The 15,122-nt window shown below is 50.9% G+C and carries 13 protein-coding genes; 7 read left to right on the top strand and 6 right to left on the bottom strand.

All coding sequences use genetic code 11. From position 1 onward, the window contains the following. Positions 1-6 precede the first annotated feature (6 nt). From arsJ to ACCC96_RS10440, 3 genes are all read left to right on the top strand, one after another. Positions 7-1,227 (top strand): organoarsenical effux MFS transporter ArsJ, encoded by a 1,221-nt coding sequence (gene arsJ / locus ACCC96_RS10450; RefSeq protein WP_064616862.1) that lies wholly within the window; start codon positions 7-9, stop codon positions 1,225-1,227. 338 nt (positions 1,228-1,565) lie between these two features. Further along, positions 1,566-2,165: a trypsin-like peptidase domain-containing protein gene (locus ACCC96_RS10445; RefSeq protein WP_018928290.1), complete on the top strand. Its 600-nt coding sequence runs from the start codon at positions 1,566-1,568 to the stop codon at positions 2,163-2,165. A gap of 189 nt (positions 2,166-2,354) precedes the next feature. Next, positions 2,355-3,257 (top strand): universal stress protein, encoded by a 903-nt coding sequence (locus tag ACCC96_RS10440; protein WP_413695753.1) that lies wholly within the window; start codon positions 2,355-2,357, stop codon positions 3,255-3,257. Between the two features lie 169 nt (positions 3,258-3,426). Here the strand turns inward: ACCC96_RS10440 and ACCC96_RS10435 are convergent, their stop codons facing one another. Beyond that, complete coding sequence (locus ACCC96_RS10435; protein ID WP_413695752.1) at positions 3,427-4,605, bottom strand: O-antigen ligase family protein; 1,179 nt, start codon at positions 4,603-4,605, stop codon at positions 3,427-3,429. Positions 4,606-5,256: 651 nt separating this feature from the next. On the opposite strand from ACCC96_RS10435, the gene ACCC96_RS10430 reads away from it, so the two are divergent. Next, a complete protein-coding gene (locus ACCC96_RS10430) occupies positions 5,257-6,303 on the top strand; it encodes a glycoside hydrolase family 99-like domain-containing protein (protein WP_413695751.1) in 1,047 nt (348 codons plus the stop codon). Positions 6,304-6,618: 315 nt separating this feature from the next. Here the strand turns inward: ACCC96_RS10430 and ACCC96_RS10425 are convergent, their stop codons facing one another. Beyond that, entirely contained in the window at positions 6,619-7,746 is a 1,128-nt protein-coding gene (locus ACCC96_RS10425) for an FAD-binding protein (protein ID WP_413695750.1), read from the bottom strand. A 540-nt stretch (positions 7,747-8,286) separates the two neighbouring features. Further along, a complete protein-coding gene (locus tag ACCC96_RS10420; RefSeq protein ID WP_258674159.1) occupies positions 8,287-8,703 on the bottom strand; it encodes a hypothetical protein in 417 nt (138 codons plus the stop codon). A 278-nt stretch (positions 8,704-8,981) separates the two neighbouring features. Here ACCC96_RS10420 and ACCC96_RS10415 point away from each other — a divergent pair, with 278 nt between their 5' ends. Then, positions 8,982-9,818 carry an undecaprenyl-diphosphate phosphatase gene (locus tag ACCC96_RS10415; RefSeq protein WP_413695749.1) on the top strand — a complete coding sequence of 279 codons (837 nt, stop codon included), beginning with the start codon at positions 8,982-8,984 and terminating at the stop codon, positions 9,816-9,818. Positions 9,819-9,887: 69 nt separating this feature from the next. Here the strand turns inward: ACCC96_RS10415 and rfaH are convergent, their stop codons facing one another. The 3 genes from rfaH to galU are packed head-to-tail and all read right to left on the bottom strand — an operon-like array spanning position 9,888 to position 11,705. Further along, entirely contained in the window at positions 9,888-10,394 is a 507-nt protein-coding gene (gene rfaH / locus ACCC96_RS10410) for a transcription/translation regulatory transformer protein RfaH (RefSeq protein ID WP_413695748.1), read from the bottom strand. Further along, positions 10,391-10,822 carry a phosphomannomutase gene (locus ACCC96_RS10405; RefSeq protein WP_413695747.1) on the bottom strand — a complete coding sequence of 144 codons (432 nt, stop codon included), beginning with the start codon at positions 10,820-10,822 and terminating at the stop codon, positions 10,391-10,393. The genes rfaH and ACCC96_RS10405 overlap by 4 nt, the downstream gene beginning before the upstream one ends. Before the next feature lie 49 nt (positions 10,823-10,871). Continuing rightward, positions 10,872-11,705: a UTP--glucose-1-phosphate uridylyltransferase GalU gene (galU, locus tag ACCC96_RS10400; RefSeq protein WP_018928284.1), complete on the bottom strand. Its 834-nt coding sequence runs from the start codon at positions 11,703-11,705 to the stop codon at positions 10,872-10,874. 659 nt (positions 11,706-12,364) lie between these two features. On the opposite strand from galU, the gene ACCC96_RS10395 reads away from it, so the two are divergent. Further along, positions 12,365-12,805, top strand: a complete 441-nt coding sequence (locus tag ACCC96_RS10395; protein WP_172901207.1) for a low molecular weight protein-tyrosine-phosphatase — start codon at positions 12,365-12,367, stop codon at positions 12,803-12,805. A 46-nt stretch (positions 12,806-12,851) separates the two neighbouring features. Further along, positions 12,852-15,077: a polysaccharide biosynthesis tyrosine autokinase gene (locus tag ACCC96_RS10390; protein ID WP_413695746.1), complete on the top strand. Its 2,226-nt coding sequence runs from the start codon at positions 12,852-12,854 to the stop codon at positions 15,075-15,077. The last annotated feature ends 45 nt before the right edge of the window (positions 15,078-15,122 follow it).

Here is a 15,122-nt window from a genome sequence, read left to right as displayed (position 1 = left end):
GCGTTGATGAAAGCCTTGTCAGCCCTCGCGCCGTCAGTGCGGCAATACCTGCTTGTTACGGGCAATTACTGGGCTTTTACCCTCACCGACGGTGCCTTGCGCATGTTGGTGGTGCTGCACTTTCACGGGTTGGGCTACAGCCCGTTGCAAATCGCGGCGTTGTTTCTGTTCTACGAACTCTTTGGCGTGATCACCAACCTGCTGGGCGGTTATCTCGGCGCACGACTGGGGCTGAACCGGACCATGAACATCGGGCTGGGGATGCAGGTGGTGGCGCTGTTGATGCTGACGGTGCCGGTGGCCTGGCTGACGATCCCTTGGGTGATGGGGGCGCAGGCACTGTCGGGGATCGCCAAAGACCTGAACAAGATGAGCGCCAAAAGCTCGATCAAGCTTCTGGTGCCCGACGGGCAACAGGGCACGCTTTATCAATGGATAGCCATCCTCACCGGCTCGAAGAATGCCCTCAAGGGCGTCGGTTTCTTTCTCGGCGGGGCATTGCTCGCCCTGATCGGTTTCAGAGGGGCGCTGCTGGCCATGGCAGGCGTTCTTTCGCTGATCTGGCTCGGCAGCCTGATCCTGTTGAAAAAGGACCTGGGCAAGGCGAAAGCCAAGCCCAGGTTCCGCGACATCCTCTCCAAGAGCCGGGCCATCAACATTTTGTCGGCGGCACGGATGTTCCTGTTCGGTGCCCGCGATGTCTGGTTCGTCGTGGCTTTACCGGTGTACTTGAGCAGCGTTTTTGGCTGGGACTTCTGGAAGGTCGGTGGATTCCTCGCGGCCTGGGTGATTGGCTACGGCATCGTGCAATCGCTCGCGCCGCGGATCACCGGCAAGCAACGAGGGCATGTCCCGGATGGTCGCGCGGCGTTTCTTTGGGCGGTTGCCTTGGCAGGCCTGCCAGCGGCAATCGCGCTGGGGCTGAACACCGGGTTGTCGCCGCAGTGGGTGCTGTTGGGCGGTTTGATGATCTTTGGTGCGTTGTTCGCGGTGAATTCCTCGCTGCACAGCTACCTGATCGTGTCCTACGCCAAGGAAGACGGCGTATCGCTGGATGTGGGCTTCTACTACATGTCCAACGCCATGGGACGGCTGATCGGCACCGTGCTCTCCGGTTGGGTTTTTCAGGTCTTCGGGCTGGAAGCGTGTTTATGGATATCCAGCGCATTTGTTATTTTCGCGGCACTGATTTCTGTTAGGTTGCCGCGGCATTCCAACGTGCTCTAAATCGCTCTAAAAGTGCTGTTTCACGCGTTTTACACTTATTAAGTGCAACTTCCATTTATATTTATTTTGGCGCGTGTGACATTTTTCAGGCGCCAAATATTTGAAGTTTTTTATATGTAACGAAAAGCGATTGTTCTTAGCGCAATTAATTCATACACACGCTTACAACCTAAGCCATACATTACCCACCAGAACAGGCGGCGAGGAATAACTACAACAACCTGATCACTAAAAACCTGACACAACAAAAACTAAAATCTCCTTATAAGTCGGTGAACATCATGATTAAAATCATGGCCTACTTTTTAATAGGAGCTGGTATTGCAGGATGCAACGGTATGGTAAAACCCGACTTGTCGGGACCTGCCAATGATTCATATTTCTCAGTCTTCTCAGGCTTTCCCTTGCCCTATCTGTACACCGCCTCGGCCGTGCAATGGAACGAGGATTACGCCGTCACCACCCGCCACACCCCCCTCATCCGCAACGTGATATACAGCTGCAGCACCGGTTGCGATCTGGTCTTCATCAAGCACAAGGCCGACGGCCATTATCCGTCATGGCGCGCACCGCGCGTGGGTGAGCACATCACTGCCGTGGGAACGAGCCCGTATATGACAACGGTCAGCGGGCAAGGCAAGGTGTATCCGGCGCCTTTCATCAACAGTGATGAAGGCAGCGGCGAACGCTATGCCATCCATGATGCCCCGATGATCAAGGGGATGTCGGGCGGGCCGGTTATCGCCAATGACGGCAGCATTGTCGGTATTAATGTCGGATTCTTCTCCACCACACTTCACGATGTGAGTTTTCACCCTGGGGTAAAGGGCGCTGAACGGATCAGTATCTTTATTCCTTACTCGATCATTCAGCGGGAGTGGGGGTTGATGCAGGCACAGCTTAACGATTCGCACGGCACGAAATACGCGCAGAAGTAGCGTTGGTTCATCACCGAATCCGGAACATCGGATTCGGTGTGACGTGGCACGTCTATCACTCGCTTATTCAATCAAGGCGTATATTGATAGTGTCGATCCCGTTAGTTGAGGCAATAGCCAATCGTCGGTGGTGTGACAGGCGAGAGCGTTGGGGGGAGTTAGATATCCCGGAACGTTTGGAGGTGTTACATGAGCCAATATCAACGACTCTTTCTGATAGCCGGCCCAGCCTTGCGTCACACCCCGGCGTTGGAACGAGCTGTCGCCATTGCCGAAGCCACTGGCGCCGCGCTGCACATCACGGTGTTTATCGAAGACTCTCATCTTTTGGGTTTGATGAGCGCCGGTGCGCGGTTTCGTGAGGCCTGTCAGCAAGAGAACGAAAAGTGGCTGAAGGATGAAGCAGATCTGATACGCGGGCGCGGGGTCACGGTGAGCACCGAAGTGCTTATAACCCGCAGCGCGTTGCAAGAAATCCTTCGGCACGTGGCAGAAATGCAGCCGGATCTGGTGATCAAGGACGTGCAGCACGAGTCTGCACTCAAGCGTGTTTTCGTTACGCCTCTGGATTGGCACCTGTTGCGCGAATGTCCGGTGCCTGTGCATCTGATCAGCGAACTCAGGTGTCCGCTGCCGCGGGTGATCGTGGCGGCGGTCGATCCGTCGCAACCCGAGACGCAGATCACCGGCATCAACGACCGCATCATCCAGGCAGCGAACGGACTCGCCATGCAATGCAACGCAGAACTGCATTTGCTGCATGCCTATGATCTGTCGCTGACGCATATAGCCGACGCAGGCGCGGGTGCAGTGACGATGCCAGGCTTCAACAGTGACGTGCGCAAGTCTCTGCATCAGTCATTCATCGCATTGGCCGACCACTTTGGCGTGCCCACCGAGCGACAACACTTCGTTGCGGGGCCGCCCGGCAAAGCGCTGGCTGACTTTGCAGCGCATCACCGGGCCGATGTGATCGTCATGGGCAATGCGCATCGCAAGGGGGTGGGCAAGTGGGTAGGCAGTACGACAGAGCATGTTCTGTATCGAGTGCCCTGCAACATCTTCGCGGTCACGGGGTCAGCGGATCAGTGAATGAATCCGTTATCAAATGACTCGCAAAACGCGTCTCGACGGCTGGGGCGGGATTTTTTGAGGGCGCGTTCCGAGATATCCCGGTAGGTATCGCTATCGGTTGCTGCCAGGAATTAGCACCTCAATTATTAAAAAGATGAAAGAAAACTATTTTTCTCTACTTTATATGCTAGTCCTTTAAAGATGAGGAGTTACTCAGTGTAGAAAAGCGCTCAGTAAGTGCTATACAGACCCAAAAAATGGCAATGGAGTGTGCCGGAATAGACTGGCTTGAAAAGACCATTGCCATCAAGAATGCTACAAGCGCCGCACCAATTTTTACTTGATAAATATCAGTCGTCCGGCTTACTGCAGACTTACGAACAGCTACTAAACCACGCCGAATGACAGAAATCATAAAAAAGAAGAAAAGTAGTAAGCCAAAAATACCAGTGTCATGAAGTAACGCCAAAGGTAGATTTGATATCCATGCGCTACGATGGCTATCCGAACCTACTAATTCTGGAGCGAATGAATATATTTCACTAAAGCTATAGATTCCATTTCCTAAGAAAGGGTTCTTGAGTATCGACTCAGCGGCAAGCCCCCACATGATAAACCTTGTTCTAACAGAGTGCGTTCTGCCAATTATTTCATTGTCGCCAAATTCGGCCATTACAAAATAGGATGCTGCAACTATAAGGCCAATCAGCAATAATGCCGCAAGCGTGTACCAAACGAAGCTTCTGGCCTTGTAATGGCTTCGCTTAATCAGCGCATAATATATCCCGACAGACAATATATAGGAAATCCAAGGAGCTCGAGAGAAGGAAAACAGCAAAGAAGTATGCAGTCCCAAGACCAGAATCCACCACCAAACCTTCTTGGTTTTGCCAAGCGCAACCACAGCCAGCGTTATGAGGGAAACAAACACGCCAAACAGATTAGCCTCAGTTATACCCCCTCTGATTCGTGTACCACCACTCCCTTCTTGAAGCCAATGAAGTGCAACCTCGGGGAGTTGTAAGTGAAGCAGTGACGCCACGTAAACTATAGAAAGAAATGGCCCACAAAACCACGCCAAGGATAAAAAAGCTCTAGACTTGAATATGGTGAATGGGTTAGCCCTAAGCCAGATAGTCATATAATAAAAGCTGATGGCAAAAAGAAGTCCCAAGAACATTTTGAGAGACCAGGTAGGAACGGGACCCATTGCAGATGAAAAAAACGTTAGCACGATCCATACAAGAAGAATCAATCCAGTGTTAGGAAGTTTAAGCGGAATTTTTGATCCAATTAACAATACGCAAATGATTAAGAAGAGTGGAACGGATAGTATCCGTTCCAGGGTCAAGGTGTTACCACCCAAGGACCACTCTATATTATTAAAAGTTACGGTAAAGCCTATGATTAGAGCTAGCACATACCGAGTTGATAGTCTTGAGGTCGGGATGCTATAGGCGTGTAACGATGTCATAATGTTCCTGCTTTTTAACTTTATTAATTAGTTGCAAGGGCATGGTGAGGAGGGCCCCAGGAGGAAGTTTTCATGGACTTTATTCGCTTGAGCAAGTGCATCGCCCTCGTATTTCTGATAAGGTTTTCATCAAAAGCAAGACACGAAATTCAGAACATTAAACGATATAATCTTTGACATCACGTTCTCATCTGTCTCGGCATGATTTGAAATGGAGTAGAAAACCACCAGTCAGTTGAATCACACAAGTACGCATAAACAGATTCGGAGTCCACAGGACTATTATAAAAGCCATTGCAATTTTTAGCATAAAAACACCCTTGTTGCGAGAGTGCGTAGGTGACTAAAAATAACAGTGCCCTGTCAAAATCGGCCATTCTCTCTCTACGATGGTTTTGTAAATAACAAGAGGTCCCATTTGAGTTTTGCATTATTTTCTTGGCGCGGCATGAAAAATGTTAGTATTTGTCTGTGTTTGCAGGTGGTGTCAGCTTGATTGTTTTGTCAAGATTCTGATAGGCAATTATTTTTATAGGACTCCCGATGAAATATTTCACCCTGGCAATATCTTTTTGCTTGATGTTATTCGTCAGGGGTGCAGGGGCGACTGATGTAGGTGTTTTCTACTACCCTGGATGGAATAAGCCGAACATCGATTCTTGGGCTAGAATTAAACCTTACTCGGACAGGGAGCCGTTATTGGGGTGGTATAAGGAAGGAACTGACACATATACCAAAACGTATATTACATGGATGAAGAAATATGGAGTTGATTATGTCATTTATGACTGGTATTGGGAAAAGAATGGTGGGGTAAAGGATACAACTTACGCGGTTGATTCGTTTATAAAAAATTCGAACTCATCCTCCATTGGATTCTCCTTGCTCTGGGCTAACCACTCCGGAACACCAGTCAGTTACCAGCAGTTCGATGAAATCGTCAACTACTGGATTACTCATTATTTTGGTAACGAGCGGTACAAAAAAATCAACGGCAAACCGGTGGTTTTTGTATTTTCTCACGATCGACTGAGCGCTGACGCGAAAACATTTGGAGCAACACCTAAAGAATTGCTTGAGCGCGCCCGAGTGGCAGCGGTAAAAGCTGGATACAAAGGTATATACTTTATAGGTTCAGCATCAGCAGATAAAAAACTTTTGGACTTCGCAGATTTAGGAAGTACATATGATGCCTTATCAGCTTACAACTACCACCTCGGGTTTGCTGAAAAAAAATCAAGCAGGAAGCTATCTGTCAGCTATCCGGATCTTGCCGCTGGTTATGCTCAGTCATGGAAGTGGATTATCAAAAACAGTAATATCCCCTACATCCTGCCATTAACTTCAGGTTGGGATCGATCCCCTTGGGGGGGTAGCGTCGATCCAAATCATGACAAATCAGTAAGCACGCCTGAGAAGTTTTATGAACACTTACAAAAAGCCAAGAGTATTCTAAATAGATATCCCGATAAAACGCTAAACTCAGTTGTTATTTGCTGTTGGAATGAGTACGGGGAGGGTTCATATATAGAGCCAACAAAGCAGCATCAATTTAAATACCTGGAGGGGGTTCGAAAGTACCTGAAGTAGGAAGATTTTATTGTGGCTATCGCAGGGGGCTAATGGTCGTATAGGCGGTATTTTTAGCATTTATACTGAGTTTTCTGAGTTTTTGGCAGTGCGATGTGGCAGAGCCAATAAATATTTTGTGGCATTCATAGTAGGAAATATTAAATCAGAAAATCAGTGTCTGCCTGCATAAAATGAAGCCGGACTTGAATGGCCCGGCTTTTTATGGATGTGTAGAATAAACACCTGATCAGATCCTTCTGATACAATCTTACCTATCTTTCACAGGATATTCCGACTCTGGCAGCTTCTATTTTTTCAGAGTTATTTGTGTTTTTACTTGGTTTTTGATGATAGAAAACTGATTATTTTTGCGTGATTAGACTTAAACCCATTCTCTACGCGATAGGCGGGCTCAATAATCATTTCGTTTTCTATGCTAAATCGATCGCCTAGCCGTTTCTCAAACTCCATAATGTATTTTAGGTGCGATTCGACTGAGGTTTTTCCATCGTTAATTAGTATGTTCAGGCTTTTATTAGAGGGTGTGTACTGCGTGTGTTTGAACCTGTCAAAGAACAAGCTATTCATTGCTGTGTTTCTAGGTCTCTTCCTGTTAATGAATTTTACCATTGGGTTTTTATATAGTAATTTGAATATGTAATAAATGACTCTCTCCACTCTTCCTTCGTGCTTAAGCAGTGCACCATAAGGGTCGCCGCTTATGGAGAACATGCTTCCTAGATTAGGATATACAAACTCTTGATACGAGTGGCGAGCAATATGGAACGTCTCGATATTGTCCGCGATTTTTTTTGCGCTCCCTTTAAAGAATTTAAAGCGGGCGCAAAGGATTATAAGATCGCGAGTTTGAAATAGGGATTTCCGATGGCTAAAGCCGCATTCTTCTTTTGTCAGCGTTATTGCATTTCCACTTTCATCTATGCAATCTACTGATATGATGTTTTGAGATATTGCATATCCGTATGCACCCGCATTCATGCATACCCCGCCGCCGATACTTCCAGGGATTCCTTCTAATCCCTCAAATCCGTTTGCTTCTTCAAGCACAGCAATGCGAACAAAGTCCTGCAAAGAATAACCGCTGTCTACCTCAACTACACCGTCTTTCTTGGTTATACTGGTCAGGTTTTTCGTTGATAAAATTATGGAGTATTCGATCTGATCGAAAAATAGCACATTGGAAGTAAACCCAATTACTTTGTATGCGACTTTGCTTTTAATTAGCTTTTCAGTTATTTTTTTCATCTTTCCTCGTGTTTGGGGACAGATGAAAAGCTTTACTAATCCGCCGGACTTAAAGTACGTGTCGTACTTTATGTCGTAGTTTTCTTTAAACCAGATTTCTTCTTGGATCAAGAACGTTCTCACGTCAAACAGTTCCTGGTCCATTGAGTGTACATCTCTGCTTTGGATTTTTTCGATCGATTTTTCCGCGTTCATTTTTTTTCCGAATTAGCACTTGTTAAAGTGAAGGTTTATTTCAAGAATTTACATGAGGTCCAGTATCAAGCGATAACTTTGTCCTCGCTCGACTAATAAATCTCAACTTGCAAGACGCTCACTCAATTATGATGCTAAATAATCCCCTCTAGCTTTTAGAGCCAAGCCATTCAACTAGAAATCCAACGCTTCGTTGCTCGATTGCGCTGACTCATGATCTGCTAGCTACATCATATGGGCAGCACATGCAAAGGCATACGAATGTTAAAAAAAGTCTACATTCTTCTTAAAAGATAGCGGCACTGGCCTTGAAAGTGGTGCCTTTACGGGAGTAGCAGTTAAAGCCGCCGTTGCATTCGCGCCGCCCCCGATCTTGCTAGCGCAACGCTTTACTTATTAACTATATCGTCATATGCCAACTTTAACACTTATCAGATTCCCAGCATTGCTGAAGAGTTGATCAGTTTGTTTTTCGAGCCATAAGTGGCTCAAGGATGAGGTCGATCTAATCCGTGGGCGCGGGGGCAAGGGGTCAGCGGATCAGTGAATGAATCCGTTATCAAATGACTCGCAAAGCGCGTCTCGGCGGCTGGTGCGGGATTTTTTGAGGGCGCGTTCCGAGATATCCCGGTAGGTATCGCTATCGGTTGCCGCCAGGAGCTTGGCGCCGCCCTTCAGGGTGGCCATGAAGGTCACCTCGGTGCTCTTGCCGGCCAGCAGATAGCCGGCGATGGCTCCGACCGGACCCAGCAACATAGCGCCCGCAATGCCAAAGCCGATGGCGCTCGTTAGATTTTTACTGGAGTCTGTGCTCTGGACCGTCAGATCCTTAAGTTCCGAGACGGAGAAACTCTTCCCCTGTCGTGGTTTAAGGGCTGTTTTGAGCGTGATGGTTCCCGAGTGATACTCCCCATCGCACTGCGGGAAATCACCGGCGAGCACTATGATCTTTGCCATGTTGAGTGTTCTCTCCGGGCGATCATTTTTTGGGGTAGACATTGCGCGCGTCCAAACTCAAAACGTCAACGAGCTGACGATGAGTGGCGAGTCCTCCAGTCATGAACGCAAAGCGTAGCAGGCGGACGGAGTCGTAGAAGTGGTCATCGCCCTGGTCATGGACGTTTTATAACGTTTGGCTCAAGCCGGCGGGTAATGCGTTTTAATTCTCCGTTGACCCGACAGCTGCTCGGAACCAACAACAGACCTTTCAGCCGAAAGGGGTTAACGGGGGATTAATGGACTTCTGGACCACCACGCAAGTATCGATTCTAGGGCTGGTTGAAGGACTCACAGAGTTTTTGCCGATCTCCAGTACAGGCCACCAGATTATTGCCGCGGACCTGCTCGACTTTGGCGGTGAGCGAGCCATGGCGTTCAATATCATTATTCAATTGGGAGCTATTCTGGCGGTCGTCTGGGAGTTCCGTCGCAAGATTCTGGACATCACCACGGGTTTGCCGACCCAGCGTAATGCGCAACGTTTTACTCTGAATTTGCTGATCGGTTTTTTGCCGGCGGTGGTCCTGGGGGTGATGTTCGCCGACAAAATCCATCAGTATCTGTTCAACCCGATCACCGTGGCCGTGGCGCTGGTGATCGGGGGGATCATCATGTTGTGGGCCGAACAGCGCGAGCACGTGGTAGTGGTCGATCACGTGGACGAGATGCGCTGGACCGATGCCTTGAAAGTCGGTTGCGCACAATGCCTGGCGATGATTCCCGGCACTTCGCGCTCGGGATCGACGATTATCGGCGGGTTGCTGTTTGGCCTGTCACGCAAGACGGCCACCGAGTTTTCGTTCTTCCTGGCGATGCCGACAATGGTGGGGGCCGCGGTGTACTCGGGCTATAAATATCGCGACCTGTTCCAGGCCGCAGATTTGCCGGTGTTTGCCCTGGGGTTTGTCGCCGCTTTCGTCTTTGCGATGATTGCCGTGCGCGGGTTGCTCAAGTTCATCGCCAACCATAGTTATGCGGTGTTTGCCTGGTACCGGATCGCCTTCGGTTTACTGATTCTGGCGACTTGGTTTTTGGGTTGGGTGGACTGGAATCACTTCTCGGAAGGGGCGTAGGTTTTCCTGTGTTGATAAAAAACGCCGCTTGTTGTTGAGCGGCGTTTTTGTGTGAGCAGCTAAAAGCATCTAAAGCTTGTTGACCCGCGCCAGTGGCAGGCTGATTTGCTGTTCACGCTGCAGCAAATTCATCATCAGCAGCACCCGTTCTTCGCCGTCCATGGCCAGGAACACCGCTTCGAGATCGCAGAACGGACCTTCAGTGATGCGCACTGCATCTCCGTGTTTCAACAGCGTGGTCACAATCGCCTGGCTGTCCGGTTCCTGGAGTTCGTCGATCAGCGCATCGCGGATCGGCAGTGGCTGACCGCCGAACCCGACGACCCGCGAAACGCCGCGGGTCGAGCGCAGTGGACCCCAGCTGTCCTGAAGGCTCAGTTGAATAAACAGGTAGCCCGGAAACAGCGACTCGCTGATCACTCGACGTTGCCCGCGCAACATGCGCTCACGTCTGTAGGTCTTGCGAAAGCAGGCATAGCCTTGGCGCTGTAAATGTTCTTCGGCGCGCTCATCTTGTTTGGGCTTGCACTGGACCAGGTACCAGGCTTTGGTGGCGTGTTCGGCAGTCGCGTTCATTCAAATGCCCTCCCTGCATCGATCTGCTCCAGCAGCTCGGCGGTTTTGCGCTGCAGGAGTGAGCTGTCGCCCCGACTTTCCACGGTCAGGCAAGCTACGCAACCCTCGCCCGAGAGGCGCAAGCTGAAGCGCCAGTCGGCAAAGACCAGGTTCAGCCCGCTGCTCTCGTTGAGGTCAAGGGCGTCGCGGGCGTAACGCTGCTTGATGCTCGCCAGCAGCGCCGGACCATCCTTGACTTGGCGGCGGATCTCCCCGGAGGAGGGAAACGCGCCGATGCGTTCCACCAGCAGTACCGGTGGTTTTCGCACGCGAGGGAAAATCAGTTCCGACGCATAGGCGCGCACGATGCGGTACGCGAGGTTGTGCTTAAGGTCAGCGCTATACGGGTGGCGACTGTCATCTGCCTTGAAACCGCTCAACGTATTCATAGAGGCTTCGTCCATAAGGTGATAAAGACCATATCGGGGGACAGCAACATCACAGGGCGTTTTGATGCAGATGCTCGAAGCAGAAGTTGGTGGCTTCGATATAACCTTCAGCACCGCCACAGTCGAAGCGTCGACCCTCGAACTTGTAAGCCAGCACGCAGCCGTTCTGGGCCTGCTTCATCAGCGCATCGGTGATCTGGATTTCACCGCCCTTGCCAGGTTCGGTGTCAGCGATCAGGTCAAAGATGTCGGGGGTCAGAATGTATCGACCGATGATCGCCAGGTTGGACGGAGCGTCTTCCGGACGGGGTTTTTCGACCATGCTGTTGACCCGGTAAATCCCCTCGCGAATCAACTCGCCGGCAATCACGCCGTACTTCTGAGTCTGCTCGCGGGGTACTTCCTGGATCGCAACGATCGAACAGCGGAACTGCTCATAAAGCTTGAGCATTTGCGCCAGAACTCCATCCCCCTCCAGGTTCAGGCACAGGTCGTCGGCCAGCACCACGGCGAATGGCTCATCACCGATCAACGAGCGGCCGCTGAGAATGGCGTGCCCCAGGCCTTTCATTTCCACCTGACGGGTGTAGGAAAAGCTGCAGGTATCGATCAGCTCGCGAGTGCCGTGCAGGAACTTTTCCTTATCGGTGCCACGAATCTGGTGCTCCAGCTCGTAGCTGGTATCGAAATGATCCTCCAGCGCGCGCTTGCCGCGACCGGTCACGATGGCCATGTGTTGCAGGCCGGCGTCACGCGCTTCCTCGACGGCGTACTGGATCAGCGGCTTACTGACGATCGGCAGCATCTCCTTCGGCATGGCCTTGGTGGCGGGTAAAAAGCGGGTTCCATAGCCGGCGGCGGGGAACAGGCATTTACGAATCATGGAAGCGTCCTTGAAAGTAGACTGATGGAATGGCTAATGGCAGTAGGAAAGGTTCGATCCAGGCTGGCCGAACCGGTCACGCTGGGGAGTGCGGGCTCGAAGCGGCCCGGTCACTCGAGAAAAATGTTCGCAACGCGCCAGGGGCTGCGAATGGTCTGCACGCCATGCTTCTCGCCAGGCGTGGGTAGGGGAGACATCGAGCAGCCGATTGGCCGGCGAGCATGACCGGTTGTTCCACGGCATGCTCGCGACGTAACCCGCTGTACATAGAGTTATTGCCCGAGGCGTCCCTTATCCAACTACTAACCAAATGTTCGACACCCTGGCAATGCATTAGCGGAACGGCTATACATTAGTCATTCGCTATTTCAGTGTAATTTAGATTGAACGGTCGCCAGAAAACGACAACCGTTAGAAATTGTCTGGATAAATTCACCAACTGTTATTTTCACACTCTGGGGAGTGTGGTGTTATTTTTTGTCTGGATAAAAAGTTGGGGGCTGTTCAAACCTCATGGTAATAAATACGCATTGATTGTCTGAAAGTTTCAGTCGCAGTTCCTGGCCATTATAAGTGCCCGGGCTCATTCGTAATTTAAAGCTCTTATGTTCGGCAAGTGCTAGGTCACCGCCAATGTTGACAAGACGGGGAAGGTCATCTTGCTTAAAAGGGTTTTGATTGTCTGTGTTGGCAATATATGCCGCAGTCCCACCGCGGAGCATTTGCTGCGTGGGGCACTCGTCCATTCCGATATTCAGGTCAGTTCAGCCGGCCTTGCCGCCCTGACGGGCAAGCCCATCGAGCCGACAGCGCACGCCGTACTTACGGAGCATGGTCATCTGCCCCATGAGCACCAGGCCGTTCAGCTCACTTCTCAAGCCGTCAGTGAGGCGGACTTGATTCTGGTGATGGAGCGGCGGCATGTCAGTGGCGTGCTCAACATTGCCCCTGAAGCGCGGGGCAAAGTGTTGCTGTTGGGCAAATGGCAGGACGATCGAGAGATCAGCGACCCCTACCGTCAAGGCAAACCTGCTTTTGTGCACGCTTATGCGTTGATCGAAGAAGCCGTACACGCATGGGCACAGCGTCTGGCACGCTGATGGCCACTTCCTTTTTGAATCGTAATCAAGGCAAAGAATCCGACTTATGCAGCAAGCACCGGTAGTCAACGTGCGGGACGACGACAATGACGAGATTGATCTTCTCGGCCTGTTTGGAACACTCATCGACCATAAATGGCTGATAGGTGCGATTACCGGTGCCTTCATGGTGGCCGGGGCCGCGTATGCGGTGCTGGCGACACCGGTATTTCAGGCGAATGCGCTGTTACAGGTCGAAGCGAAGAAGAACGACTTACTGGGCTTCTCGGATATCGGCAGCATGCTGGGCAAGGAGTCTCCTTCGGCCACCGAAATCGAGTTGATCCAGTCCCGCTCCGTGATTGGTAAAACTGTCGATAACTTGAAACTTGATATTGTCATACAGCCGAAGTATTTCCCGGTTTTCGGTGAGTTCCTGGCGCGTCGATTCCAGGATAAAAATCCCGGTGAAATAGCCGACCCCTTGTTGGGGTTGAACAGTTTCGCTTGGGGAGGGGAGTCGCTGAAGATATTCAAACTGGATCTCCCCGACTCGCAACTGGGCAAGAAATTGACCCTGACCGCGGGTGAAAATGGTCACTTCACGTTGGTGGATGAAGATGACAACCTATTGGCCGCCAGTCGGGCCGGAGAGCTTTTCGAGCAAAATGGCGTAACGTTTCAAATAGAGGAGCTGCACGCCAATCCTGGAACCCGCTTCCGTATTATTCGTAACTCCCGCCTGACCAGTATCCTCGACTATCAAGAGGCTCTGGATGTAGTCGAGCGCGGAAAAGACTCGGGCATGATCGGTCTGGCACTGGAAAGTACCGATCCGGATCAGGCCATTAACATACTCAATGAAATTGCAGCTATATATGTTCGGCAAAACGTAGAGCGCACTTCAGCAGAGGCAGCGCAGAGCCTGGCGTTTCTCAAAGAGCAACTTCCGGAGGTCAAGAAGGACCTGGAAAAAGCCGGAAATGCGTTGAATGAGTACCAGACGCGCAGCAAGTCTGTGGACATCACGCTTGAAACCAAAGCCATTCTCGATCAAATAGTCGGGCTCGATACCAGTATTTCCGAGTTGAAGTTGCAGCAAGCCGAGATGGACCGCAAGTTTACCCGTCAACATCCTGCCTATCGAGCATTGTTGACCCAGATCGGTGAGTTGAGCAGCAAGCAGAAAAGTTTGGCGAGCAAGGTGGAAGGGCTTCCTTCCACTCAGCAGGAACTGTTGAGCCTTACCCGGGATGTAGAGGTCGGTACGGCCATTTATACCCAGTTGCTGAACAAGTCTCAGGAGCTGGATGTTATGCGCGCGGGGACTGTCGGTAACGTGCGTCTGATCGACGCGGCGGACGTCAATTTCCTCAAACCGGTCAAGCCGAAAAAAGCCTTGATTGTATTGATCGCCACTATTCTTGGCGGCTTCCTGGCGGTGGCCCTGGTGCTGGTACGCAAGGCACTGAACCGCGGGCTGGAGAGTCCGGAAGCCATCGAGCAACTTGGGTTGCCGGTCTATGCGTCGATTCCCTACAGCACTCTGCAGAAAGCCGAAGAAGATAAAGTCTCCCGCGGACGAGGGCGTTCCAATGGGGCTTCATTGCTGGCCGTCACTCATCCTACCGATCTGGCAATCGAGGCATTGCGCAGTTTGCGTACCAGTCTGCACTTCGCCATGCATGAGGCCGACAATAACCGCTTGATGATTTCCGGGCCCAGCCCTCAGGTGGGCAAAACGTTTGTCTCGGTCAACCTCGCGGTGGTGATAGCACAGACCGGGCTGCGGGTATTGTTGATCGATGTCGACATGCGCAAAGGCTATTTGCACAAAGTGTTAGGTGTTTCTTCAGACAATGGGCTCTCCGATGTTCTGGCCCGACGCTGTGATGTGGCCACCGCCATCCACAAGACCCCAATCGACAACTTCGATTTTGTCAGTCGAGGCCAGATCCCGCCCAATCCTTCCGAGTTACTGATGCACGCCAATTTCAGCGCGCTATTGGAGCAGGTGAGTGAGCAATATGATTTGGTGATTCTCGATACACCGCCACTACTGGCAGTGACAGATGCGGCGATCGTCGGGCGTCTGTCCGGGACCAATCTGATCGTGACGCGCTATGGCCTGAACCCGGCGAAAGAAATCGAGTTGACAGTGCGCCGGTTCACCCAGAATGGCGTTGTCATTAAAGGTGCGATTTTCAATGGCGTGGAGAGAAAGGCTTCCAACAAGTATGGCTACAGTGATTATGGTTATTACCACTATGCCTACGCCTCCGACAGAAACTGATGGGGATTGAAGAGGTCGCGTCATAAGTTCAGATTTTTGACGCCG

The organism is Pseudomonas sp. Pseusp11 (genome assembly GCF_047304405.1).
Classification (GTDB): Bacteria; Pseudomonadota; Gammaproteobacteria; order Pseudomonadales; family Pseudomonadaceae; genus Aquipseudomonas.
Note: the sequence above shows the minus strand (reverse complement) of the source record. Positions and strands in the feature narration are given on the sequence as shown.